Source organism: Tissierella praeacuta (assembly GCF_040396155.1).
Classification (GTDB): Bacteria; Bacillota; Clostridia; order Tissierellales; family Tissierellaceae; genus Tissierella; species Tissierella praeacuta_A.
The window spans coordinates 174179-200411 of sequence record NZ_JBEBOY010000001.1; the positions used below are offsets into that span (position 1 = coordinate 174179).

A 26233-nucleotide genomic window follows, 5' to 3' on the forward strand; every position below is an offset into this window, starting at 1 on the left:
TCCTATCCCGTTTTAAAGCTGACTAGAACATAAACCAGTAAATATAGTAATTCATCTATAAAGTATTTTAAAACTCAATACCCAATTGATAATCCTATAGCATCTCAAAATCAGTTTTAGAGCTCTATATTTGTCATTAAATATACATATCTTTCTTCACAAATGTACACTCTGATTTTTGAAATCACTCCAACTTTATCAACCATAATTAAACATAGAATTTCGTTATTTTAAATTCATAATCCTTTCCTAATTTACATTGTTAATACCAATTAATAAACTCACTATATTAATTCACATCTTTATATATGTCAAAAATTTGCAATTTTGCTGAAAATAATATACAATTATAATTAATTTTTCTTCTTAATATTATGATTATTTTATAATATTCATAGCATAATCCCTCAAATTCAATGATTTCACAAATGTATTCTTTAATTTATTCATCATAGATAGTTTTCTCCATCAGTAGTTTTAGACGAATCAAAAATTGGTCTGCTACCTTTGTTTACCAACTTTTGATTTTCTTCTAATTCTATCTTTAAATCTTTATTTATATTAAAGTAATAGGTCGATCTATGTAGTCCAAGTATCTTAAGTACTTTTTAGCAAACTCCCATTGATTATATTTTACTATAATCGTGTGCGATTATCCAAAATGGTTAGGGGTCTAAATAGTGTTAATATTAACTCTTAGAACATTATAAACACCTATAATACAACTCTATCTAAAATCTATACTAAAATATCAATCATAGACATCAATATCCATATAAAAATCATCATAGATTTTAGCTCAAAAAGTCTAAATTACCTTAAAGGGCTACGTACTTTAAATATTTTCATATAACTTGAATATTATGATAAAAATTTAAATATAAAAATATAATAGATAATATATAATAGATAATAGAGTTTTAGTGGTAATTCCAATATGTGATAAATCAATAAGATATATCCAAGAAAGGGGCAATGTAAATGAAAAAAAAGAATACAACACTTTCAATCAATATTGTATTACTCATAATAAGTTTATTTTATATTACTTTATACAATTTAATATTAATCAATGTATTAACTAAGCAATATAACTTACTCTATGAAATGATAAATACATTCTTTGCCATTCCTGTATTTTACTTAACCTTGTCATTTATTATAACTCTTTTTATAAGCAAAAAGGCATTAAAAGAAAACCTTAAGCTTCCTTATACGCGGTTAAAGTGTATAGCAGTATCATTAATTATAATACAGGATTTAGTAAATATATTAACAGTGAGCGTGCTTCTATGGGAGCAAACCTTACACTAAATCTTAAAATGGGATCGTCACGCACATGGGATTTCTTTATGTTAAATAATCTTTTTTAATCTCTAAAAATTAATAATAAATCTATCGATTCTTAAATCGATTTATCTTAGTATGCATAAGAAATCTTAAATATATTTGAAATCCAGCAAATTCTTTATACAGTAAAACTCCCAAAGTACTATCAGTATACTTTGGGAGTTTGTTTTTAAAACTATTAATTCAATTAATAAACTTTCAAATCAATTTACTTGCCTTTCCAAAACCTTCCTACGATATTCATCTTTTCCTCGGAGGCTTTTTATTAGCATGGATCAGATTCACCTACATCGTAGCCTGCTTTTGCTAGTGTTTTAGTAGCTTCGCTTAATTTAGCTTCATTTACCATCACTATTGGTCCTGTACAGCCCATTCCAGACTCAGCATAGATACCTGCTTTCCATAGTGCTTGAACAGCATCTTCTAATTCCATAATATCTATACCACTAATAGTACCTGTTACAGTTTCTGCTGGTGGTGCTTCTACAGCTTCTTCTTTAGATTCAGTTTTCTTATTATCCTTTGTAAGACCATTTAAAATATCTTTAAGTCCTGCTTTATTAGCTTTTGCAAATTCTTCTTTAGCAATATTAACTACATTTCCTCTTACTAAAGATGCACCATAACTAATTGCATTAGCAACTACTGGAGTTCCTGATGCTCTTGAAATAATCAGAATAGTTCTATCATAATCTTCTCCAATACCAGGACCATATCCAAATCCTTGAGCTTCATATGATCCACCTGTTGTAAATGAAGAGAATACTTTCATTAAAAGATTTCCTGTTAAAGTATCAGTTATCATTATATCTGGTGTACCTGTTAAAAGATCGTTACCTCTCATTACTGAACCACCATCTGCTCTTCCTGATTCAGTAAAGTTAACTGGATATCCTTTGCTAACTAAATCTTTAAATGCCCTTTCTACTTGTCTTGCACCATCTACGTTTAAAATACCTACAGTTGGGTTTTCAATTCCCATAGCCTTAGCAGCTATAATGCCATAGATACCATTTTTAACCATAGCTTCAACTCTATGTGGTGAAGAAGTTCCTGTAGTTGTAGCTAAAAACATTTCTCTACCCTTACCTGGAGTCACTACTCTTCCAACAGTTGAAACTCCTATTGGGAAACTATAGTGCATAGTAACACATGCCCCAATTTCTCCACTGTCAAGTAATTCTTCCATTTTCTTATGTTGAGCATCTTCTCCATCAACATTATACTGAGTAAGTTTTGAATCAACTTTTGGTCCAATTAATACTACTTCTATGCTATTGTCTCTAGCCTGTGCCATTTCAGCACCTTTAACTATATTATCAATGCCTAGTTCACTACCTGCTACTGTAACACCTACTCTTACTTTCTCTCCAAATTGGCCAGTTTGCATAGCATCAGCAATGTCATTAAATACCTTGCCTATCATATCTTTTATATTATTGTCCGCCATCTTTATCACCTCTAATCTTGAAGTAGATGAGAAGCAAAATCTCTCATAGCTTCTGCCACAAGTGTTCTGACTTCTTCTTGTGATACACCCTTACCTTCATCTAACTTTCCACTATTCTTTTCTATAACTATTGATGTACCATCGAATAGATTAGTCATTCTACCTAGGAATAAGCTTCCCTTTCCTACTATCATAGCTCTATTTATTTCACCTGCTAACATAGCTTCTCTAGCAAATCCAATATAAGGAGCTCCTGAAGGAATATGTCCTTGAGTTGGTGCCCATCCTTCCATACCATGTTTTTCTATAAAGTCATTTATAGCTGTTCTTTCTAATTCGCCTCTCTTAACTCCTAGAGCTGCTATCATCTTATAGTTAGCCACTGGAACATCCCCAGCTCCTGCTGGTTTTGTAACATCTGGATTTTGCATTTCTACTGAGTATTTATCAATATCAGTTATCTTTAATCCAGCTTTGTCAAGTGGTGCTGTAACTAATGAAGTAATTACTGCTTGTGGTGATGAACCAGTACCTACAGTATGTCTACCAACTAAATCAGTTCTAAGAACTGGGTTTACTCCATCATTTTCTGATATTATAACTGCAAATCCGCCTATAACATCTTCTAATATAGGCATACCTTTTTTAACATGGTCCTTACCATTCATACCTAATTTAGCTGTACATCCACCTGCAACAACCATAACATTTTTGTAAGTTCCTGCTTGAACTAAGGAAGAAGCTGATACTATAGAATGAGCAGGTGCAGCACAGAATCCTCTTAAGTCTGAACCTGTAGCGTTTACAAGTCCTGCCATTTCAGCAACTGCCTTAGCAAAGTTACCGCCACCTCTTTGGTTCATATCTCCACAAGCTTCTTCTGAGCATTCTATTACATACTCAATATCTTCTGGATTTATATCATTTTTAGCTATACAATGTAATGCTGATAATACTCCTGATGCTTTTGTAACTAAGTTTTCAAACATAACGTGAGCTGTTAAGTTAGTATCTACATCATGAGCTCTCTTTACACAACCTACTACTTTTTTATCATTATATAATGGTTCTGAATGTTGCTCATTAATTGACTTTTCAATATCTGCCAATTCTACACCATCTTTTAATTTAGCAACAAGTTCATCTTTAATCAATGGATGAGCTTCTAATTTTGCCTTAACATCTGCTGTAAATTCTTTGGATAATAACACAAGATCAAATGCGTCTACTATTTTGATTAGACCTATAAATTCATCTTGCGGCATTATTTCACCATATCTACCATCTCTTTTTGCATCTTCAACCTTTTTGTCATACCATGGTTGCTCAATCTTTTTAAGCTCCTCTGGCTTATGATTTCCAATATATACTTGATTTGGTAAATAATTAACTGCTTCTTCATAACTACGTATGTGATTTGGCAACTCTTTTAGATATTCTGACTCTGGATGTAATATTCTTTCTGTTGTTTGAGTTGTACCATTGTGAATAATCATATCTGGTGCTTGTATCAATACATAAGATGCTCCTTTTACTACTGAATAATTCATATGTCCACCTCCATAAATTTTGGTATGTAATTTATTTTGCTTATAAAAGGGTGATAAGAAAAATCACCCTTTTATAAGTTTCATTAATTATCTTTTAACTTCAAATACTGTTTGCTCTGTTACTTCAGTTGATAAAGCTTCTAATGCTTTTTCAACTAATTTTCTTCTTAAAGCTTTCTCTTCCTTAGGATCTAATTTTGGATCTCCTAATGGGTGAGGAATAGCTATTGTTGGAACTATTCTATTAGCTCCTACTGTTAATGATATTGGAACTACTGTACACATATGAACTACTGGAATACCAGCACGTTCAACTTCTTTTACCATTGTCGCACCGCAACGTGTACAGGTGCCTCAGGTAGAAGTTAAGATAACTGCGTCTACTCCATCTCTCTTCATTTCTGCACTAAATTCTTCTGAGAATTTTTTAGAACTTGCTACTGCAGTACCATTACCTACAGTTGAATAATAGTATCTGTGTAGTTTTCCAATTTTTCCTTCTTTTTCCATATCGCGTAAAACGTCAACTGGAATAACTCTGTCTGAATCTAAATTAGCATATACAGGGTCGTGACCACCATGCGCTGTTTCCCATTCGCCTTCTTTAAGGTCATCAACACCTTCAATATCATATTTACCATATTTTTGAGCTGATGATGATTCTATATGATCTGGATTTCCGTGTGGAACTATACCACCTGAAGTTACAATAGCTATTGTAGCTTTAGATAAATCCTTTACAGCTGGATTAGGATCTACTCTATCGAAGTTTGGCATAGGGAATTCAGTAACGAATGGCTCCCCTGCAAGTTTCTTTATAAGCATATCAACTGCTCTTGTAGAACCTCTCTTCTCAGCAAAATAATTCTTTCTGATGCCTCTCTCTAAATAGCCTTCTTCATCTGGAGAACCTATTTCTTCCCCTTTAACTAATTTAAGTGCTAATGGCACCATTTTCTTAACTGCATCTCTCATACCAGCAGCTGAGTTCTTTGTAGAAATAACATAAACTGATTTCTTGAACATATCAGCACCTGGGTTTTCTATATACATACCAGTTAAAGCTGGTATACCTAATTCATTTTGAACTGCCTCTGTTATAGTACCTGCTGCAACACCATATCTACCTGCATTAAATGCTGGTCCAGCAATAAATAGGTCTGGATTGTATTTTTTAACCATTTCTAATACTTCTTTTTTAGCTTCTTCTAAATTTTCACCAAAATAACTGTCACCACAAATAATTGTAGCTACGATTTCAGCTTCACCTTTGAATCCTGCTTGAAGCGCTAGACCTGGTCCTAGTACTTCTTCTCTCACTTCTGGTCTGTGGTCAGCTTTTTCTTCTCCACCTATACCAGCGAAGAATTGGTTGATATAATGAACAACTCTTATTTTCCCCATTTATTTCCCTCCTCTCGTATATTTCGTATCGGGATTTCACTCAACATTAAAATTGTGTAAATTCATCTCTCATCGCTTTTACTTCTTCAATTATTGCATCAACATCTAGAACCATTTCCATCATACCGATTTGTTCGTCATAAACATCAGCATCTACTGATTCTTTAAATTCTGGTTCTACTGCATGGTATACTTTAAGTCCCAACGGAACTCCTGCTAATGGACCTGCATAAGTTGGGTCTCCTGCTGTAACTGTTTCAGCTGCTAATCCTGCTGATTCAGCTTCTGCACCACCGATTAATACGACCATATTTTCTGCACCGTATTTTTCAGTTAAATCTTTAACCCTTTTTTGATTTTCTAAGTCCATTGCGCCTGCAGCCGTTCAGACAAAACATTCTGTTGCTGAAAATACTACTTCTGCAGGAGTGGTCTTTATGCATTCTTCCATAGCTGGTCCTGGTATACCATCTCTGTCACCGATAATCATAACTTTTGTGTTTTCATTAAAGATTGACATCTTGCCACTTCCTTTCTCCTATTTGTATTCTTTAATCTTTTGTTCTATATTAAAATTTTTCTACATATCTTTTATATAAATTAGAATCCTCTAGCGGACATTTTGTTAAAGCCAACTTCATTAGTTGCTCCTGTTATAGCTTGGATTTCAACTGTGATTGTACCATCAGCTGCTAAACTTCCATCAAATCCACCAGCTATAATATCAACATAATCTAAAGTACCTATTACTTTGTCCATCTTTGGTAGTACTATTACTTCATTAGCATTACCACCTGTAACAACTGCATTAGCTGAAGCATCAGCATCTGCAAGTGATTGGCTGGCACCATCTCTACCTGCATATTCATCAGTAATTATTACAGTATCTATACCTTTAGCTTCAATTTTCTTAGTGTTCATAATAAGGTCAGTATCTGGGTTACCGAAACCTTCTTGTGATACTATAACTCCATCAAGTCCTAGATATTCAGCTAATTTAGCTGTCCAGTTTGAGGATCTTTCTTTATCAGCTAGATAAACGTTCTCATTTGTAATTATAACGCCTACAAAGTTAAGTGATTTTCCATGTTCTTCTAGAAGATCATGAATAACTGGGTTGTTCATTTGATGATAAGTTGTATTCTTATCGCAAGCTGATACACAGTTACCACTTACAATTGCACCATCCATAATTTCTGTTGGATACATTATGGTTGGTACTATTTGTTTAGCGTCCACTCCATATACATAAGTGTCATGAAGTAATCCTTGTGTTTGAAGCATTTGAACATATCCAACCTTTGGAAGATTAGGATATTTTTCAATTCCTTTCAAGAATGGATCTACCTCGTATACTTTTACAGTATCTGGAGTTAATGATTTAGCAGTTTCTGCTAGATATTGAGCTGCCTTAAATCCAGCGAATCTTACTGCTTTTTCGTGATCATGTTGTTTTAATCCTTCTACAGGTTCACATTTTAATACTAGGTTAATTGTTTTGGAGAATGGAGTAAATTCTGCTCCAGGTCCTGTCATATCAACAATACCTTCTTGGAAACCAACGATTTTACCAGTTGTCATAACAACACAACCTTTTAATACATTAGTTTTTCCTGAACCTACAACATCAACCTTTGATAATATTCCTGGGAAAACCCCTCCTGGACCTTCTACCTTCACTCTTGGTTCTACTACGTCCTTAACAGGTGTAATTCTAACACTTTCACCAGGTTTTGCAATATCTACGTCTACTGATGCAAGGTGCTCATCTTCTTTTATTAAGTTAAGCAATTCTTCCTTATTAACTGTTAGCACCCCATTTTCAATTTTGGTTTCATTACCAAATTGAACATCTTTAATTAGCACATGGCCTAATTCCAGACGCATAAAATTCACCTCCTCTTATTTTAGCAAGTATCTATATCTCAATTCTGGGCACAAGGCCCAGAACTAAAACCTTGATATTTGTAATCTTCGAATAAATTTGAAGTTACCAAATTAATTAATAATATTTTTTTATTAATTCTTCAACTGATTCTTTTGTAGCTTCATCAGCTACCACTGCGTCTATTCTTTCTCCACCTTTGTAAATAGCTATTACAGGTAATCCCATAACTTTTTGCCCTATTGCAAGTCTTCTTGCTTTTGTAATGTCCAATGATGCAAATTTGATTTTATCACCATATTGTTCTTCATAAGCATGAACATGTGGCATAAGTGCTTTACAAGGTTCACAAGTTGGTCCCCAGTAATCTACCAAAACATATCCTTCTGCCTTTAATACTTCCTCTTCAAAATTATCCTTATTAAGTTCTAACATTTATTATACCTCCTAATTTTATTTTTAAGCATTGTAAGACTATTGTTATTTATTAGTCTTCAAAGTTTTCATTTATATATTTTTCAGCTTGAACAGCTGCTATAGCTCCATCTGCACTAGCTGTAACTACTTGTCTAAGTGATTTAACTCTATTATCTCCTGCTGCAAATACTCCAGCTACACTAGTCTTCATATCAGCATCAGTTTTTATATACCCATTTTCCATATCAATTATTCCATCAAATAATTTTGTAGCTGGGTTATATCCTATGAATACAAATACTCCAAATGTACCATCATCTTCATCTGCAAATATTTCTTTTTCTTCGCCTGTTTTAACATTTTTAACTATCATTGATTCAAGTATGCCATCACCTTTTACTTCAGTGATAACTGAATCCCACATGAAATTCATTTTTTCATTCTTAAATGCTTTTTCTTGAATTGATTTAGCTGCTCTTAATTCATCTCTTCTATGAACTATAGTAACTTTTCTAGCAAATTTTGTTAAATACATAGCTTCCTCAACAGCTGAATCTCCTCCACCTACTACAAACACCTCTAAATCTTCGAAGAAAGCGGCATCACATGTAGCACAGTAAGAAACACCTCTACCAATTAATTCTTTTTCTCCTGGGCATCCTATTGGTCTTGGAGTTGCCCCAGTTGCTATAATAACTGTTTTTGCTTGATATTCTTCTTTAGCACCCTTTAAAACTTTAATCTTACCATTTAGTTCTACTGATTTGATTTCATCAATTATTCTTTTTGCTCCAAATTCATTAACTTGTTCTACCATTCTTGCTATTAAAGATGGTCCACTAGCATTTTGAATTGAACCTGGATAGTTGGCAACTTCATCAGTTGTCTTTATTTGTCCGCCTTCGCCTTCTTTTTCAATAATTAAAGTGTTAAGTCTTGCTCTTGATGCATATAAACCTGCTGCCAAACCTGCTGGACCTGCACCTATGATTATTACATCATAAATCATTTGTCTTCCTCCCTTAGAAAATATTTTATGTAGTTCTCTAATATAAAATTTTTAACAAATTCTATAAATAATATTCTTTTATAAATATTATTTATCTCTAATTGAAGAACTATTATAATTTGTATCAATTTACATCAACTTAATTATAGTCTTACTGATTTTAAAAAATCAACATAAAAATTAATTAATTTTTGTATTTACAATTTGTTATTAAATTCTAAATATTTCTTGTATATAATACTATATAAAAAAAACAGAATAAATAGGTCTATTAGGCCTACTTACTCTGTTCATTTACCTGAGAGATTCTCCAAAATTTGGGTTGCTCCTTCGGTGCTTTCGCTTTCCAGAGTTCTGTCATAACACGGTCCTTTTGCCTGAGAATTTCATTGCAGATTGGCTATCCAGCAACTTGTTCCTTCGGCGCCATATATAAAAAATATGGTCTCTCCCGCATTAGTCATCCAGATAATGCAGTTATTTGATAGTTTTTTCACATTTCACTATTATTATAATATATAAAATATAATTATACAACCCTTTTTTATATTAATCTTTTTTATATATTTTTAGGTTTTGTTTTATACTTATCTAGTACGTATAATGCTATATTTGAACAGTGGTCAGACACTCTCTCTAAATTAGATATTGCATCTAAAAATATTATACCTGGTCCTGTTTGACAGGATCCCTTATTTAATCTATCTATATGATTAGTTCTATTTTTGGTTTCTAATTCATCTACTTCATCTTCTATAACCAAAACTTCCTTTGCTAAAATTTCACTATTAGTCTTAAACGCCTCCATGGCTTTTTGAAAACCTAATTGACATTTACCAAATATCTCATTTAATTCTTCTACAGCATCCTCTGTGAATTGATAATTGTCTTCCATTCTTTCTTCGGCAAGTTCAATTATATTTTCAGCATGGTCTCCTACCCTTTCTATATCGTTTATATTATTGAAGAATACATTTACTTCTTTATGTTCTTCATCTGATAATGGGGCATTTGAAAGTCTTACTAAATAATCAGTTATTTCTCTTTGAAGCCTATTTATTTTTTGTTCCTGTTCCAGTGCTGGTTCTATCTCTTCATATTTTCCTTCTACAAATGCCCTTTGAGCCTTGCCCAAGTTATCTTCTACATATTCACCCATTCTTGAAATTTCTTTTCTCACTTGCCCCAATGCTATTGGCGGTGTTTCAATAATTCTAAAATCAAGGAATTTTGCCTCATGGACTTCTACTTTATCATCGCCAGGAACTATAGCATTTGCTGCCTTAACCAATAGCCCTGCAAAAGGCAATTGAATAATTACATTTATTATATTAAATAGAGTATGAGCATTGGCTATTTGTCTTTGGATATCATTAGGTGATATTCTAGTAACTAATTTCTGTATTGGCATCCTCAGAATTGTCATAAATATAATCGTACCTATTAAATTAAATAGAAAATGTATAATAGCTGCTCTTTTTGCTGTTTTATTAGCTCCAACTGATGATATCATAGCTGTTGTAGTTGTACCGATGTTATCTCCAAAAAGAATTGGAAAAGCAATATTAATGTTTAATAATCCCTGTCCTGCTAATGCTTGTAATAAACCTATAGATGCACTACTGCTTTGAACTATAGTAGTCAATCCAAGTCCTACTAGCATTCCTAGAATTGGATTATTTAACCTTACCATAATATTTGCAAAAGCTGGTAAATCGGCTAAAGGTTTTAATCCGCTTCCCATCATATCCATCCCTACAAATAGGATACCAAATCCAATAAGTATTTCAGCCATATTTTTTGATTTTTTCTTAGAAGCTGTTAGCCAAATCCCCACACCTATGGCTACCGCTAAAGGAGCATATTCTGTCAAATTAAATGCAATTAATTGTGCTGTTACAGTAGTACCAATATTAGCACCCATAATAACACCTGCTGCTTGATATAAAGACATAAGTCCAGCGTTAACAAATCCTATTACCATAACTGTAGTTGCAGAACTACTTTGAATGACCATAGTTACTAAAGCCCCAATAATAACACCCATTAGCCTGTTATTAGTAAGTACCTCTATCAACCTTTTTAATTTCTCACCTGCAGCTTTTTGAAGCCCTGTTCCCATTATACTCATTCCATATAGAAACAACCCAAGTCCACCAAGTACTGGTAGTGCTATATCCATAACTAACCTCCTAGATAATTTTATTAACCTATTTATTCTTTTGCTTTATATATCTATTTAATATATAATACTCTGTTTTATTTAATTTCTACTCTATATTTGGAAAATCCAACTGCCTTAAAGCTTCATACAGTATTATATTAACTGAATTTGCTAAGTTAAGAGACCTTGCTATATTAGTCCTCATTGGCACTCTAATAGCTCTATCCATATTTCCTTCTAGTATTTCTTTAGATAATCCCTTTGTTTCCTTTCCAAAGACAAGAAAACTTTCATCTTTATATTTGATATCTGTATATTTATTCTTTGATTTAGTAGTAGCATAATAAAATTCACTATCTGGATATTTTTCTAATAATTCAAAAAAACTATCATAATAATATATATTAACTAAATTCCAATAATCAAGTCCTGCCCTTTTAAGTGCTTTATCGTCTACAGAAAATCCTAATGGTCTTACTAAATGAAGTGTAGTTCCAGTAAGAGCGCAAGTTCTAGCAATATTCCCTGTATTTGAAGGTATTTCTGGTTCAACTAATACTATGTGTAGTGACATCGCTGTCCTCATCTCCTATTCTAATACAAATTTCTCTATTACTTTAGCTACACCATCTTCGTCGTTTGAAGCTGTAACATAGTCTGCCTGTTTTTTTATAGATTCAGCACCATTTTCCATTGCTACACCTAATCCTGCAAAATTAATCATAGATAAGTCATTTTCGTTGTCACCAATGGCAATTACCTCTTCTGGATTTATTTTAAGATTATTACATAATTCACTTAATGCCATACCTTTTGATACATTTAGTCCCATGGCTTCTATATTATTAGACCAAGAACTTGAAGTTTCTATATTATTTAATTTATTTAATTCAGTCCTTAAATTTTGTAATTTATTTTTGTCATCATCAACAAACAAGAATTTATATATATTTAGGTCCTTTATTTTTGTTATTTCTTCTATATTATCAAATATTTTTATATCTATTCTATTACTCTCATCTCCTTCACTATAGAACTTAAGAATTTCATCAACTTTAGTATGAGAATAAAATCTATTTTCATCATAAAAATGATAATAAATATTATTATTTCTTGCTATATTAACTATTTCTTTTACTAAACTATTATCTATAGGCCTTCTATAAATAATATTACCCGTTTCATCTACTATTATCGCTCCATTACATGCAACTATTGGATTTCTTAAATCTAGAGTCCTAGAATAAGATAAAGCCGATTTTAATACTCTTCCTGTTGATAACACTACATGAACTCCCTTAGCCTTTGCATTCTCTATTGCCTTTTTAGTTCTCTCTGACACTTGATTACTGCTATTTAAAAGTGTTCCATCCATATCTGTTGCGACTAATTTATATTTCACTTTTTTCACTCCTTCAACTACTTAATATAGCATAAAGAGTATAAAATTAAAATAGAAAAATAGATATTAGTATCCTATATTTTAGTTTATGATAAAATATCTCACAGTGTTAATAATAAACCTTTCTAAGATATCATCTATAGAAAGGTTCATTTATTACACTATTAAATTTTATATTTAAATGACTTATATTCAGATGAAATCCCTTCTTTTCCTATAGTATTTACAAATACCCTTGGTTTTTTTCCATCAATAGACTCTATATCTAAATTAATCTCTAAGCTTCTATCACCTGCAATCATTACTAAAAATCTGTTTGATAATAAATCTATAGTTTGAATTTCACTGTCATCAATATTTTGTTTACCAATTATTTCATTAAAGCTAAATGCTTCTATATTTATTTTTTTACAATTATCTGCTAAAATAACATATACTTTTTCTACCTTGCTAACCTTAGTTTTTCTAGTCAATGGCTTGCCTAAAATTGATGATAAATAATCTTTTGACTTATATAAAATATCTGTATGGTTGCCCTTTAATATTATATTGTTCCCACCTAAATATCCTAAAGCGCTAGCTGTAGTTACTGTACCATCTCCATAATTTGTTCTAAATGTTTTTATTGGCTTCCCATCTGTCCATTTGATTTTACCTTTTTCTTTTAAACTTACCATAAATTCTTTATTGGTATAAATTCCCTTACCTCCTATAATAAATAATTTGTTTTCATCTATGAAGCTATGCTCCATTCTGTTTAAAAACAAATTATCTATGGACATACTTCTTATTGGAATTCCTTTTCTCATACCTTTATCTTCCCAAAATAAATAATCACCATATTCATAACTAGGTAATAAATCCTTTGCAACAGGAAATATTTTCCTTAATCCTTCTATATAATTTACTTTTTCAAACAAATAATAATAAATTATAAATCCAAGCTTTAATCCATTGTAAAGAACATTATCCTCTATTTTAGGATAAGGAAGTTTTCCTCCGCTCCAAAACTGATAGGCATTTACACTTCCTAGATTAGGAGTACCTATCATAATTAGTTTATGAACAGAAGAAGGATTAAAATAGCTATCATAAGCCCTTCCCAATAATCCACCTAAACTGTGACCAATAAGTATCACTTTCTTCATACCTGTAATTATTTTAGCTTTTTCTACAGTAGGAATTAAATATTTATCTACTGATTCTAATACAGGGATTTTCCAATTATAATAAGATATAAATAAATTCACTCCTTCTATATAACCCATAGAATTTAATATTTCAATAAAAGGTTTATAGATTCTTTCTGCTAATCCAAAGGAAAAGTCCCCTGTTCCCTTTATTACATCATCTCCCATAGAACCAAAAAGTCCTGGTATAAAAACAATAGGATAGTCCATCTTTATTCTCCTTTCCGTTTTTATACCAGAATATTCAATTCACTTATATGATGTTATTTATTTCTAATTTCAATAATTTATCTTTTACTTCAACTCCACCAGCAAAGCCTACTAAGTTTCCATTTGAACCTACAACCCTATGACATGGAACTATAATTGCTATTGGATTTTTATTTAATGCTCCTCCAACTGCCCTAGATCCTCTAGGACACCCAATTTTTTCAGCAAGCTCTTTATATGTTTTGGTTTTTCCATAGGGTATATTTAATAATTCATTCCACACCCTTTCTTGGAAAGGAGTCCCCTTAAAGGAAATTGGCATAGTAAATTCCTTTAACTCTCCTTTTAAATATTTAGTTATTTCCTCATGATAATTATAATCCTTTTGGTCCACTTTAATAGGAGTATCATAGTATCTCTCCATATATTTAAGCTTGTCCTCTTCTTTAAAAGAAAGAGATATTATTCCTTTTTCTGTAAAATATATTGTTAATCTACCTATAGGTGATTCAAATGAATAATACTTAGGATTCATTAGTTACATCTCCTTTACTAATCTCCATTGTTCTCTAGCCATTTCATTTAATGCAGGATTCATCCTTGTTGAAGAAAGGCTCAAACAAGTATTAAACCAAGATAATGCCTCTTCTTTTTCATTTGTTCTTCTTGATAATTCTCCTATTAAATAGGATAATTTACTATCATCCATATTTGTCCCTGATAATGATTCAGTATTATATGCATCTATAAATTGATCTCTAGCCAATTCTAAAAATCTCATTTCTCCATCTTTATTTTCTTTTAAACGATATAACCATCCTATATTTAAACAAATATTGCCTTGTTCTAACTTTGTAGATTTCAGTAGGTTTGCTGTAATTAGAGATAATTTATAGGATTCTATAGCCTCCTCTAAACTCCTTACACCACCAAAATCCCTTTTATTCCATCTTGATGATATATAATCTATGACCATTCCAACTTGGTCTTTTCTAATATCATTAAATTTACTCTCAGATGCGGCATATCCGCAGTTGGGACATACAAACACATTATATTTTATAGGGTTTTCCACATTATAGTAGTTTAAGAAATCCTCATCTCTCTTTAAAAGTCTTAGTCTAGAAGTTCTTATTTTTTTAGTTATAAATTTATTTGAACAAATTGGACACTCCACTTCTTTGTCATATAGTTCATTTATTTCGGTCAATTTATTATGCCTGCCTTTCTACGTATTTTTGTCTCCCCCCAATACCGCATTAGTTGATGAAGTAGGACCAATCTTATATATATAATCCTTCTTTCTATAATGGTCTGAAGTAATTTTTGTTTTAGATACTACCTCCCCATTTTTTATTATACTTTTATAAGTATTAACTTTATAGCCCTTTCTTCCTCTCTGTATATCAAGTCTAGTCCCTGGAGCTAGCTGTTCATCATATACTTCTTCTACTTTAGGTTGGATAGTTTCAACTATTTCTGGGTTTATCTTTATTGTATAATTCTTCGCCTTCGTATCTCCATAAATATATACATATATACGATCACCTGTTACTTTAGCATAAGTATATATAGGAAAGTCAAAGTCATTTCTAAACTTTAAATCTAAGTAACCATATGATACTGCTGCATCTTGACCATAAGGAACATAACTTGCCGGTATAGAATGCGGATGACGTTCAAGCACAGTAAGATCTGCAAGCAATAAAGAATTATACATAGTAGTTGAAGTCTGGCAAACTCCTCCTCCAAGTCCTGGTGTCAATTCTCCGCCAACAATTATATTCGCTTCCTGATAACCAGATTGTGCTGTTCTAGGACCTGTCGTATTATTATATGAAAAGTCTTCACCAGGTAAAATCAATTTATTGCTAACTGCTTTAGATGATAATTTAATATTCGCTATTCTTCCCCTACTACTTCCTTTAAAAGAAGTAGAAAATTCCCCTATGACTCCATTTATTCTAGACAAAAGGTTTTTGGTTAACCTTGGACTTACATCATCCACTGGTATTTCTATATCTTTTAATTCATAAATATTATTATCTATTCTTGTAATTAGCTCATCCTTCAGTACTCTTTTTCCTATACTTTCATCTTTCACAGTAATTTTTCCATTATTAAAGTTAAGTACAGCATCTACGGCTTCTTTATTTATTTCTTGGGAAATATTATTAACAACATCTTTTATCTTATCACCATCATAAAATGATTCCAATGGTACATCTATACCAGATTTGATTTTGGATATATCTTTTAATTTTTTAATGAAATTTCCTTCCCTACCTAATTGAAATGCATTATTAACAGCTTCATCATATTTATAAGAAAAACCTAAATCCCGTAAGTTAATTTTATATACATTCCCATTATAGTTTAGATTCATAGCCTTTTTATCGATTTCTACTTCTTTTTTTTCTTTTATATATTCTAGGGCTTGTTTCTTTGTTTTATTCCCTACATTATAACCATCTATTCGTACACCTTTATAGATAGTATCTATATTTAGAACATTCTTATAAATATAGACTCCAGCTCCTAAACCAATAGAAAACACTATTATAACAATAAGTAATAAAACCATTTTACCCTTTTTCATCTAAATCCTCCAGCCTAGAATATTAATATTTTATTCCCAATAGACTTTTATACTATCTCCATTCTTTAATTCTTCTAGGTATTCTGCATCTTTATTATTTACTTTCAAAATAAGTTTTCCCTTTAATGAAGATAAGTCAAAATCTATATAGTCAAAAATATCTACAAAAACAAATTTATCTTTTTTATAGTATATTTCCATCTCTTCATCATTTATTACTAATTTAATTGATTTTTTATTATCTCCTTTGTTATCTATCTTATTATCTGTCTTAATATTATCTATTCTTATAATGGTATCTCCCTTTTTCAGTTGATAATTGTTAGATACTTTAATATCATTAACTAAAAACTCATATTTAGAGTAATTATCATTATACTGCAAAAGTAATTCTTCCAAAGTTTTTATTTCCTCAATTTCTATATTTGCCTCTGGGCTTAGAATAATATTATTTTTTATTTCTTCTCCATTTATCTTAATAGATTTTACAAGATTTACTTCTTCCTCTTGAAAACATACAGTTTTATCCACAGTTACTACATCATATAAATATGGGGATATTAAAGGCTCTACTATACTAGGTAATATCTCTATAATATCTTTATCATAAAGTTTTGTTCTTAGATTAGCTTGTTTCTTATTTACTAATATTTCAGGGTGAGTCCCATCTTTTCCCTTTATTATTCTTTTTTTGCCATTTAGATAATAAATAAAATCATTGGATTTTTTTGGAAGCAGGTCTCTTGGATTATATCCTGTAAGGACTAAAACATCAGAAACCACTATATCTTCTGAGTTAAATATCCTAACTTCCTCACCGTCGAAATTTACTTTAATAAAATTCTTATACTTATTTTGAGCACCTTCAATAGCAATTCCTATTGGAGTTATCATATCAGGTCCATTAACGCCTTCTAAACCATCTATGTTCCCAACAATAGATACATCTCTTATGGCAACCCTTTCCTTTGGCAACCCAAGTTTTTCAGCAAGTATCTCCCTTAGCATAGGCATTTGACTACTTCCTCCAATTAGAAACACTGCATTTGGAGATTTGCCATTAAATTCAATAATTTTTTCTGATATTTCTCCTGCAATCTTTTCAATTATATCTTTAATATTATTTACTATTTCCGTAGTAGTAAGCTTATATGGTATTCCAATTACATCAACAAATTCATGCTCTTCTTTTTTACTAAGCTCTACTTTCAATTTTTCACTACTATTGAAATCAAGTAAATATGCCTTTGCTAATCTCTCTGTTATTTCATCTCCTGCGGTTGATGTCATAGCATATGAAGTAATTTGTCCATCCTTTGTAATGGCAATATCAGATGTTCCAGCACCTATATCTACTAATGCTAAGTTAAGTAATCTTAATTCCTTTTTTATAGCTACATTAATTGCTGCAATAGGCTCTAGTGTAATACTTCCCACTTCTAATCCGGCCTTTGAAATTACAGAATATAGACTTTCTATAACTATTTGGGGTAAGAATGTAGCTAAAAGCTCAACTCCTATTCTTTCTCCTTTATGCCCTTGTAATTTTTCCATTCTATCTTCATCTAAATAATAATCAGATACTGTATAGCCTATACTATAATATCTGAGACTTCTATTCATCTCTATTTCATTTATTTCTTCTTGTGCTTTTTGTATTGCCTCTAATTCCAAGGCTTCTACATCAAATTTAGATATCTCTTTTGAACTATCAATGGATTTTTCTATCCTTATTTTATGGGTTTTGAGAGCTCGTCCAGCAGCGGCGATTGATGCAACCTTCAACTTTTCCCCTGTCTTTTCTTCTAATTCCACTACTATTTCTTTAACTAGGTTTGCTACTCCCTCTATATCATGAATCTGTCCATCATACATATTCCTCTTTTTATGTTCTTTTATGGTAAAAGCAAGTACCTTAAATACTTCGTTCTCAGTATATTCTCCTACCATACCTATTATGGTTCTAGTACCTATATCTAAAGAAAATATTAATTCATCCTTCACAATAACACCTTCTTCCTATTGTTTAGTCTCCTTTTTATAGTAAAAGCAATAATCAGTTATTGGGCATATAGTACATAAAGGGTTTCTAGCTTTACAAATCCTTCTACCATGAAAGATTAATAAATGATGTGCCTTTGACCACATCTCTCTTTCTATATTATCCATTAAATCTTTCTCTGTATCTAGTACATTAGCACTATTAGCTAATCCTATTCTATTAGAAACCCTAAAAACATGAGTATCTACTGCAATAGCTGGAGTATTGAAAGCATTGGATAAAACTACATTTGCAGTCTTTCTGCCTACACCTGGTAAAGAAACTAACTTTTCCATAGTATCAGGAACTTGACTATTGTAGTTCTCTATAAGAAGTCGGCATGTTTCTAAAATATTTTTACTTTTTGTCTTATAAAATCCACAGGATCTAATTTTTCCTCCTAATTCTTCATCAGATAACTTTATATAGTCCTCTGGAGTTTTCAGTTCTTTGAATAATACTGCTGTAGTCTTATTCACCTGTACATCTGTACATTGTGCTGAAAGTATGGTTGCAATTAAGAGCTCGAATGGATTGGTAAAATTCAACTCTGCCTTTGCATCTGGAAATCTTTCCGTAAGCCTTTCTAATACAATTTTTATTTCTTCTTTTGATAACATCTTTTTCATTTTCTCACCTACAATATTTCTATTTTATCTTCTATTATTTCTACTCTACTATCTTCATCTATAAATTTTATCACATTTGACAATATTTGGTTAGCATGATTTACATCATTTGTTACACAAGCAAACCCTATTATTGCTCTTTGCCAACTATCATTTAAATCTATTTCTGCTATTGATACATTAAATCTTGACTGTATTCTCCCTATTATACTTTTTACAACTTGTCTCTTTTCCTTTAGAGAATGAGACTCGTATATGATTAATTCCAATGAACAAGCTCCTATTACCAAATTTACCACCTCTATATCTAGACTTCACAATTTATATAATATTTATGTAAAAGAAAAAGGGAGAATATCTCCCCCTTAAATTATTTTAATATATTCATTTCTTTTCCTACTTTTTCAAATACCTCTGCAGCTTTATCTAATTGCTCTTTTGTATGAGCTGCTGTTACCATACATCTAACTCTTCCTGTTCCTTTTGGAACTGTTGGGAATACAATACCTGATACGAAAACTCCGTTTTCAAGTAATTTTCTACTGAATTCCATAGTCTTTGCTTCATCTCCGATGATTACTGGAGTGATTGGAGTTTCACTATGACCTGTGTTGAATCCTAGACTGCCAATTTTTGATTTCCAGTATTTTGCATTATCCCAAAGTTTATCTGTATATTCTGTTGATTCCATTAGCATTGTTATTGCTTCAGTAACTGCACCAACTACTGCTGGTGGTAAGGATGTACTGAATAATACTGGTCTTGCTCTATGACTTAACCAATCATACATAGCTTGTGAACCAGATACATATCCTCCCATTACTCCTATACCTTTAGAAAGACAACCCATTGAAAAATCTACTCTACCATGTAAGCCAAAGTGGTCAATAGTACCTCTTCCGCTTTCACCTAATACTCCTGAACCATGAGAGTCATCTACATATGTCATAGCTTCATATTTTTCAGCTAATTCAACTATTTCAGGAAGTTTTGCTATATCTCCATCCATACTGAAAACACCATCAGTAATTATAAGGATATTTTTATGTTTGCCTCTAGCATCTTTTAATACTTCCTCTAAGCTGTCCATATCAGAGTGTTTATAAATTCCTCTAGCAGCCTTTGACAATCTAGTACCATCTATAATTGAAGCGTGGTTTAATTCGTCAGATATAATGATGTCTCCTGCCTCTGTAACTGCTTGAATAGTTCCTGCATTACAGTTAAAAGCTGATTGATATAAAAATGCTGCTTCATCTTTTTTAAATTTAGCTAAAAGTGCTTCTAAGTTTTCATGAATATCCATATTTCCTATAATAGTTCTTACAGCACCTGTACCTGCTCCATATCTTTCTACAGCTTCAATAGCAGCTTTTTTTAATCTAGGATGATTAGCAAATCCAAGATAGTTATTTGAGGATAAGTTTATAACTTTTTTGCCATTTAATATTACTTCTGCTTCACTTGCACCTTCTAATACAGGTAATTTCCTATAAACTCCGTCTTTTTTAAGTTCTTCAATCTTTTCTTTTAAAAATTTTAACTCATGAACATTAGACACAATATAACCCCCCCTATTTTTCTAAACATATATAACAGATATATTATAACATATCTTTTTATTTATTGGATACAGTTGTTAGTAAAATATTTGATATGGCCCATTGTGCATATTCTCTTATTACCACATTGGAATCTTCTAATAACGGCATAATAATTTGTATGTTTTCCTCTTTTTTCATATTTCCTAAAGCAATAATTGCATTTCTTTTGAGTATGTTTTTTCCTCTCCAGCTGCCAGCCATTTCTCCATATTTTTTCTTGAACTCTTTATTTGACATAGATAAAAGCTCTTCTATATTCATATATCCCTTAGTTATATTAGGTATAAATTCCTCATGGATAGATTGCTTTATATTTTTATTCTTTGGGCAAACCAGTTGACAGGTGTCACAACCATATATTTTTATTCCCATTTTTTCTCGAAGCTCAGTTGGAATATTATCCTTTGTTTGTGTTAAATATGATATACATTTTTTAGGATTAAACTTGTATGCACCCTCCAAGGCACCAGTTGGACAGGCCCTTAGACAAAGATCACACTCTCCGCATTTATTTGAAATTTCTTTACTAAACTCTAACTCTAAATTAGTTAATATATATCCTAGGAATATAAAGGAACCATATTCGTCATTTATAATAGAACAGTTTTTCCCGTAATATCCAATGCCTGCTTTTCTGGCCAACTCCCTATCTATTAACGGTCCTGTGTCTACAAAATATTTATATTCAAAATCTACTTTTCTTTTTATTTCATCAATAAGTAATTCTATCTTTTCTTTGAGAACCTTATGATAATCTATACCCCAAGTAGATTTTGACAACTTCCCCTTCAGTGGATAATCTGGAACTTCATCATAATCTACATTGTAAGAAAGACCTGCAACTATAATAGATTTACAATTTGACATAGTCAGCTTAGGATTTATTCTTTTCTCTATATCCTTTTCCTCAAACTCTGTTTTTATCCTATTTTCTTCTCTATATTTTAAATAATCTTTAATATTATATAATGGTAAGCCATCTGTGAAACCACAAATATCTATATTCAATTCTTTGGATTTATTGATTATATATTGATTTAATTCATTCATTTATATTTCCTTCTAAGTAATTCAATTTCTTTTCTATGACCGTCTAATTCATTTGGTGTCTCTAAATTAAAGGGTAAATCTTTTAATAGAGGATTGTTGATTATATTTACTATAGCTTCTAGCCCAATAGTTCCCGCTCCTATTACTTCATGTCTATCCTTATTGGAGTTAAACTCCATTTTGCTATCATTTAAATGTACTGCCTTTAATCTATCTATGCCAACTATTCTATCTATTTCCCCCAATACTCCATCTAAATCATTAACTATATCATAGCCACTAGAGTATAAATGGCAGCTATCCATACATATACCAAGATTTCTATTATTCTTCACACCATCTATTATATATTTAAGCTCCTCCATATTTCTCCCTATTTCTGTTCCCTTGCCTGACATGCCTTCTAATAATATTACTGTATCATTATCTTCATCTATAGCTTCATTAAGAGCATTAACTATAAATTCTATACCTTTTTCACTTCCCTGTCCTACATGTGAACCAGGGTGAAATATATAATAAGTATTTGGAATTAATTTTAGTCTCTCCAAATCATCCTTTAATATTATATTTGCAAACTCTCTAGTCTCTTTCTTATCTGAAGCAAGATTCATAGTATAAGCCCCATGAGCAAAAAGTGGCGCAAATTTATATTCTAATATTAATTCTTTAAGCTTATTTATATCTTCCATATCAATTTCCTTTGCCTTGCCACCTCTAGGATTTCTCGTAAAAAATTGAAATGTATTGGCTCCTATAGAAATGGCATCTAATGCTGCCTTATATAGTCCTTTGGAAATAGATAAATGACATCCAATATTTAACACTCTAATCATCCTTTCTTATATCCCATAGAAAAGCTTCTTATAAACTTAACCTAAATGGGTCTCAAGAATAGCCTCTCTAATATGTTGAAAGCGTTTCTTGTATATTATAATATCATATTTTATGATACCACATTGTCATATATTTTTAACTATTTGAAAGTAATAAAATATGTTATAATTGAATTTAAGGTAAAAATAAGACAATTTAAGACATTTATGATTCAATAAAAACTTGTCTTACGAAAGGAAATAAGTTTATGTTTAATTTAAAGAAAAAATCCTATAAAAATTTTGACTATATATTGTTTTTGACCACATTAATATTATGTGGCTATGGTTTAATTATGATAATGAGCGCAACCCTAAGTAAAGGAACTATGAGCTTTGTAAAAACTCAGGGAATAGCTACAATTTTAGGGTTAATTGTCATTGCTGTATTAGTTTTATTAGATTATGAGTTTCTAGGGAAACTATACATACCTATTTATGTAGTGTGTAATATTTTACTGGTTGCTGTTTTGATATTTGGAATCGGTGACGAACAGTGGGGAGCAAGATCTTGGTTAAAGATCGGACCTATAAAATTTCAACCAGCTGAATTTGTAAAAATCGGTTTGATTATTTCATTAGCTAAATTTATAGATAATAATAAAGAAAGCATAAATGAACCATTTATACTACTAAAAATACTAGCATTTGCATTTGCACCAGTAGTACTAATACTTCTTCAGCCAGATGCTGGTACTGCCATGGTGTTTATATTCTTCATAGCTGTAATGTTGTTTATTGCTGGTGTAAAATGGAGATATATCGGCTATGCATTTTTAATTGGAATACTAAGTCTTCCCGTATTGTGGCTGAAACTTAGTCCATATCAAAAAGATCGTATTTTTAATTTCTTAGATCCTGAAAGAGATGCAGCTAATACTGGATATCAGGCTAAATTTGGGAAAATTGCTATTGGCTCTGGGAAAGTCTTTGGTAGAGGTTTATTTGAAGGTGTACTAACTGGATTTAACTATGTGCCTGAAAAACAAACTGACTATATTTTTGCTGTAATAGGAGAAGAATTAGGGTTTTTAGGGGGATTGGGTCTTATTTCTCTATATTTTATTCTTCTCAATAGATTCATTAAAATAGCGAAAAAATCTAAAAACTTATTTGGTTCTTTAATGATAATTGGTTTTGCTGCAATGTTCCTTTTTCATATATGGGAAAATATAGGAATGACCATAGGACTTATGCCTATTACAGGTATTCCCCTTCCATTTATAAGCTACGGAGGTACCTTCCAATTGTCCAATATGATTTGTATAGGAATAATTTTAAGTGTAAGTGTTCATAGGGATGAACTAAGCTTTTAACCAACAGGAGAATATTCTCCTGTATTTTTTTATTTCAGTACCTTGTAATAAAAGGTAGCGTATGATATACTATAGTCAATATATAATAATAAGGAGAGAAGTTTATGAATATTCAATTTAAAAAGGGTGTCTTAGAACTTTGTGTTCTTTCCTTGCTGGATAGAAAGGATTTCTATGGTTATGAATTAGTTGAACATATCTCACAATATATAAATATATCTGAGGGTACTATTTATCCATTACTTAGAAAGTTTAGATCTGAAGGATATGTAACCACTTATTTAGAAGAATCTCAAGAAGGTCCTCCTAGAAAATATTATAAACTAACAGCTCGTGGTGAGGAAGTTTATGAAGAATTGGAAATAGAATGGCAAAGTTTTATTGACGGAGTAAATAATATATTAAGAGGTGAATTATCGTGAGCAGGAAAGAATATTTAGATAGATTAAAAACATATTTGCAAGGCTTATCCCTTGATGAAATACAAGATATTTTATCAGACTATGAAGAGCATTTTGATATAGGAACTTCCAAGGGTAAATCAGAAGAAGAAATATCTAGGGAATTAGGAGACCCTAGAGAAATTGCAAAGAATTACAGAACAACTTATAAACCTAACTACAATGAGACTAATTATAATATGAATTCTTCCAATGATAATACAAGAAAATTATTGATTACACTATTATTAATAGGATTTAATCTAATAGTAGTATTAGCTCCTTTTATGACATTAGTAGGCTTATTAATTGGCTCGTACGGCATTTCCTTCAGTTTTATATTAGGCGGCATCGCAATTTTCTTTGGATTTCCAATTGCAATTTTTACACCAATACCATCACCTCATATACTTACTTCTATATCATTTGGTATAGGATTACTTGCATTAGGTACATTGGGAATAATACTATCAATATATTTAACAAAAGGATTTTATAAGCTAGTAGTTAAATACATTCAATGGAATGTAGAAGTAATTAATAAATAGGGGGGTTGAAAAATGAATATGAAAAAATTTGTTCCAATTTTATTAGCTATTGCTCTCATTGCTTTTGGAGTAGGTTTTTTATCCCTAAGATATAACGATAATTATAGATTTACAGGTTCTAAATCTGGCAATTTATTAAATATTAAATCTAATGATGGGACAGTAAAAATAGGTATAGATGGAATAGAAGTTAAAGATGGAGATGATCATGTATCCATAGGTTGGAATGGGATCAAAGTCACTGATGGTGAAGATGAAGTAAAGATTGGATGGAATGGTATTAAAATAAATGATCAAAATAGAACTAGTCATAGAATTGATAATGGTGGAAACTGGTTTGGTATAAATTCTAAAGATATAAAATGGGAAACAATCAATGAAGAAAAATTTGCTGAGATAAATGGTATAGATAATATAAAAATTTCTTCCCCATTTATAGATGTTAAAGTAATACCAGAGGATAGAGATGATGTTCAGATTCGTTATCATGGTAAAATGAAAACAAATGTGGTCCCAGAACTAGAAATTGAAAAAATATCTAATCACATAAATATTAAACTTGAGATAAATTCCAATAGTTATTCAGTAGTAGAATCTGATATTCTATTAGAAGTATTTATACCTAAGTCTTTCAAAGGTAATTTTAGTACTGCCACTTCTTCTGGTGACATCTATATCAAAAATTTAGTTGGAAATAATATAAGTATATCATCTAGTTCTGGTGATTTAGAATTAGAAAACTTAGAAGGAAAATCATTAAATTTATCTACTTCTTCTGGTGATATGGAATTAGATGGTTTTATAGGTGAAATCACTGTAACTTCCAGTTCTGGAGATATTTCTTTAAACAATAAAAAAGTAAGCGGAAATATGAATATTTCCACTAGCTCAGGTGATATATCCATTAAACTTAGTAATGATGCCAGTTACAATATAAAAGGTTCAACTTCTTCTGGCGATTTTAGTTCCTTTATAGATATGAATATAGAAGAAAATGAAAAAGGTAGATTTAGGGCGACAATAGGTTCAGGGGAAAAATCTATTGATATCAGTACTTCTTCTGGAGATGTTGAATTCAAGAAAAAATAAGAGATTCCTAT

Annotated in this window: 24 protein-coding genes and 1 riboswitch; of the genes, 4 read left to right on the plus strand and 20 right to left on the minus strand. The window is 31.1% G+C overall.

Annotation, left to right across the window (positions count from 1 at the left end):
• Positions 1–1615 precede the first annotated feature (1615 nt).
• The 20 genes from grdD to ABWP20_RS00860 all read right to left on the minus strand — a co-directional run bounded on the left by grdD (position 1616) and on the right by ABWP20_RS00860 (position 22781).
• Entirely contained in the window at positions 1616–2800 is a 1185-nt protein-coding gene (gene grdD / locus ABWP20_RS00765) for a glycine/sarcosine/betaine reductase complex component C subunit alpha (protein ID WP_353092755.1), read from the minus strand.
• Between the two features lie 11 nt (positions 2801–2811).
• The gene (gene grdC, locus ABWP20_RS00770) at positions 2812–4350 is read right to left on the minus strand and encodes a glycine/sarcosine/betaine reductase complex component C subunit beta (protein ID WP_353092757.1); all 1539 of its coding nucleotides are present in this window, start codon (positions 4348–4350) and stop codon (positions 2812–2814) included.
• Between the two features lie 87 nt (positions 4351–4437).
• Positions 4438–5754: a glycine reductase complex selenoprotein B gene (gene grdB, locus ABWP20_RS00775; RefSeq protein WP_353092759.1), complete on the minus strand. Its 1317-nt coding sequence runs from the start codon at positions 5752–5754 to the stop codon at positions 4438–4440.
• Positions 5755–5800: 46 nt separating this feature from the next.
• Positions 5801–6274: a glycine/sarcosine/betaine reductase complex selenoprotein A gene (gene grdA, locus ABWP20_RS00780; protein ID WP_353092761.1), complete on the minus strand. Its 474-nt coding sequence runs from the start codon at positions 6272–6274 to the stop codon at positions 5801–5803.
• Between the two features lie 80 nt (positions 6275–6354).
• Positions 6355–7641: a glycine/sarcosine/betaine reductase component B subunit gene (locus ABWP20_RS00785; protein ID WP_353092763.1), complete on the minus strand. Its 1287-nt coding sequence runs from the start codon at positions 7639–7641 to the stop codon at positions 6355–6357.
• A 115-nt stretch (positions 7642–7756) separates the two neighbouring features.
• On the minus strand, positions 7757–8074 hold the full coding sequence (gene trxA / locus ABWP20_RS00790; protein WP_353092765.1) for a thioredoxin TrxA: 318 nt from the start codon (positions 8072–8074) through the stop codon (positions 7757–7759).
• 52 nt (positions 8075–8126) lie between these two features.
• Entirely contained in the window at positions 8127–9065 is a 939-nt protein-coding gene (trxB, locus tag ABWP20_RS00795; protein ID WP_353092766.1) for a thioredoxin-disulfide reductase, read from the minus strand.
• A gap of 355 nt (positions 9066–9420) precedes the next feature.
• Positions 9421–9529, minus strand: a riboswitch (glycine riboswitch).
• A 95-nt stretch (positions 9530–9624) separates the two neighbouring features.
• Positions 9625–11247 (minus strand): Na/Pi cotransporter family protein, encoded by a 1623-nt coding sequence (locus ABWP20_RS00800; RefSeq protein ID WP_353092768.1) that lies wholly within the window; start codon positions 11245–11247, stop codon positions 9625–9627.
• 88 nt (positions 11248–11335) lie between these two features.
• Complete coding sequence (gene trmL / locus ABWP20_RS00805) at positions 11336–11803, minus strand: tRNA (uridine(34)/cytosine(34)/5-carboxymethylaminomethyluridine(34)-2'-O)-methyltransferase TrmL (protein WP_353092770.1); 468 nt, start codon at positions 11801–11803, stop codon at positions 11336–11338.
• Positions 11804–11818: 15 nt separating this feature from the next.
• Positions 11819–12631, minus strand: a complete 813-nt coding sequence (locus ABWP20_RS00810; protein ID WP_353092772.1) for a Cof-type HAD-IIB family hydrolase — start codon at positions 12629–12631, stop codon at positions 11819–11821.
• Between the two features lie 164 nt (positions 12632–12795).
• Positions 12796–14031 (minus strand): esterase/lipase family protein, encoded by a 1236-nt coding sequence (locus tag ABWP20_RS00815; protein ID WP_353092774.1) that lies wholly within the window; start codon positions 14029–14031, stop codon positions 12796–12798.
• 43 nt (positions 14032–14074) lie between these two features.
• A complete protein-coding gene (locus ABWP20_RS00820) occupies positions 14075–14566 on the minus strand; it encodes a methylated-DNA--[protein]-cysteine S-methyltransferase (protein WP_353092776.1) in 492 nt (163 codons plus the stop codon).
• A 3-nt stretch (positions 14567–14569) separates the two neighbouring features.
• Positions 14570–15241: a DUF2225 domain-containing protein gene (locus ABWP20_RS00825; RefSeq protein ID WP_353092778.1), complete on the minus strand. Its 672-nt coding sequence runs from the start codon at positions 15239–15241 to the stop codon at positions 14570–14572.
• Between the two features lie 18 nt (positions 15242–15259).
• Complete coding sequence (locus tag ABWP20_RS00830) at positions 15260–16630, minus strand: VanW family protein (RefSeq protein ID WP_353092779.1); 1371 nt, start codon at positions 16628–16630, stop codon at positions 15260–15262.
• A gap of 30 nt (positions 16631–16660) precedes the next feature.
• Complete coding sequence (locus ABWP20_RS00835) at positions 16661–18634, minus strand: cell division protein FtsA (protein ID WP_353092781.1); 1974 nt, start codon at positions 18632–18634, stop codon at positions 16661–16663.
• A gap of 15 nt (positions 18635–18649) precedes the next feature.
• Positions 18650–19300 (minus strand): endonuclease III, encoded by a 651-nt coding sequence (nth, locus tag ABWP20_RS00840; RefSeq protein ID WP_353092783.1) that lies wholly within the window; start codon positions 19298–19300, stop codon positions 18650–18652.
• Positions 19301–19308: 8 nt separating this feature from the next.
• Positions 19309–19599 (minus strand): DUF503 domain-containing protein, encoded by a 291-nt coding sequence (locus ABWP20_RS00845; protein ID WP_353092785.1) that lies wholly within the window; start codon positions 19597–19599, stop codon positions 19309–19311.
• Between the two features lie 71 nt (positions 19600–19670).
• Positions 19671–20861 (minus strand): glycine C-acetyltransferase, encoded by a 1191-nt coding sequence (locus ABWP20_RS00850; protein WP_353092786.1) that lies wholly within the window; start codon positions 20859–20861, stop codon positions 19671–19673.
• Positions 20862–20919: 58 nt separating this feature from the next.
• Positions 20920–21954 carry a tRNA epoxyqueuosine(34) reductase QueG gene (queG, locus tag ABWP20_RS00855; RefSeq protein WP_353092788.1) on the minus strand — a complete coding sequence of 345 codons (1035 nt, stop codon included), beginning with the start codon at positions 21952–21954 and terminating at the stop codon, positions 20920–20922.
• Entirely contained in the window at positions 21951–22781 is an 831-nt protein-coding gene (locus ABWP20_RS00860) for a deoxyribonuclease IV (RefSeq protein WP_353092790.1), read from the minus strand. Before ABWP20_RS00860 ends, queG begins: the two co-directional genes overlap by 4 nt.
• Before the next feature lie 257 nt (positions 22782–23038).
• On the opposite strand from ABWP20_RS00860, the gene rodA reads away from it, so the two are divergent.
• From rodA to ABWP20_RS00880, 4 genes are all read left to right on the plus strand, one after another.
• Entirely contained in the window at positions 23039–24145 is a 1107-nt protein-coding gene (rodA, locus tag ABWP20_RS00865) for a rod shape-determining protein RodA (protein ID WP_353092792.1), read from the plus strand.
• Positions 24146–24249: 104 nt separating this feature from the next.
• Positions 24250–24567 carry a PadR family transcriptional regulator gene (locus ABWP20_RS00870; protein WP_353092794.1) on the plus strand — a complete coding sequence of 106 codons (318 nt, stop codon included), beginning with the start codon at positions 24250–24252 and terminating at the stop codon, positions 24565–24567.
• Entirely contained in the window at positions 24564–25133 is a 570-nt protein-coding gene (locus ABWP20_RS00875; protein WP_353092796.1) for a DUF1700 domain-containing protein, read from the plus strand. The genes ABWP20_RS00870 and ABWP20_RS00875 overlap by 4 nt, the downstream gene beginning before the upstream one ends.
• Before the next feature lie 12 nt (positions 25134–25145).
• On the plus strand, positions 25146–26222 hold the full coding sequence (locus ABWP20_RS00880) for a DUF4097 family beta strand repeat-containing protein (RefSeq protein ID WP_353092798.1): 1077 nt from the start codon (positions 25146–25148) through the stop codon (positions 26220–26222).
• The last annotated feature ends 11 nt before the right edge of the window (positions 26223–26233 follow it).

Bases quoted from the DNA above. Each gene is read 5' to 3' on its own strand.
- grdD (WP_353092755.1), bottom strand. From the start codon at position 2,800: ATGGCGGACAATAATATAAAAGATATGATAGGCAAGGTATTTAATGAC.
- grdC (WP_353092757.1), bottom strand. From the start codon at position 4,350: ATGAATTATTCAGTAGTAAAAGGAGCATCTTATGTATTGATACAAGCA.
- ABWP20_RS00785 (WP_353092763.1), bottom strand. From the start codon at position 7,641: ATGCGTCTGGAATTAGGCCATGTGCTAATTAAAGATGTTCAATTTGGT.
- trxA (WP_353092765.1), bottom strand. From the start codon at position 8,074: ATGTTAGAACTTAATAAGGATAATTTTGAAGAGGAAGTATTAAAGGCA.
- trxB (WP_353092766.1), bottom strand. From the start codon at position 9,065: ATGATTTATGATGTAATAATCATAGGTGCAGGTCCAGCAGGTTTGGCA.
- ABWP20_RS00800 (WP_353092768.1), bottom strand. From the start codon at position 11,247: ATGGATATAGCACTACCAGTACTTGGTGGACTTGGGTTGTTTCTATAT.
- trmL (WP_353092770.1), bottom strand. From the start codon at position 11,803: ATGTCACTACACATAGTATTAGTTGAACCAGAAATACCTTCAAATACA.
- ABWP20_RS00815 (WP_353092774.1), bottom strand. From the start codon at position 14,031: ATGGACTATCCTATTGTTTTTATACCAGGACTTTTTGGTTCTATGGGA.
- ABWP20_RS00820 (WP_353092776.1), bottom strand. From the start codon at position 14,566: ATGAATCCTAAGTATTATTCATTTGAATCACCTATAGGTAGATTAACA.
- ABWP20_RS00830 (WP_353092779.1), bottom strand. From the start codon at position 16,630: ATGAAAAAGGGTAAAATGGTTTTATTACTTATTGTTATAATAGTGTTT.
- nth (WP_353092783.1), bottom strand. From the start codon at position 19,300: ATGAAAAAGATGTTATCAAAAGAAGAAATAAAAATTGTATTAGAAAGG.
- queG (WP_353092788.1), bottom strand. From the start codon at position 21,954: ATGAATGAATTAAATCAATATATAATCAATAAATCCAAAGAATTGAAT.
- rodA (WP_353092792.1), top strand. From the start codon at position 23,039: ATGTTTAATTTAAAGAAAAAATCCTATAAAAATTTTGACTATATATTG.
- ABWP20_RS00870 (WP_353092794.1), top strand. From the start codon at position 24,250: ATGAATATTCAATTTAAAAAGGGTGTCTTAGAACTTTGTGTTCTTTCC.
- ABWP20_RS00880 (WP_353092798.1), top strand. From the start codon at position 25,146: ATGAATATGAAAAAATTTGTTCCAATTTTATTAGCTATTGCTCTCATT.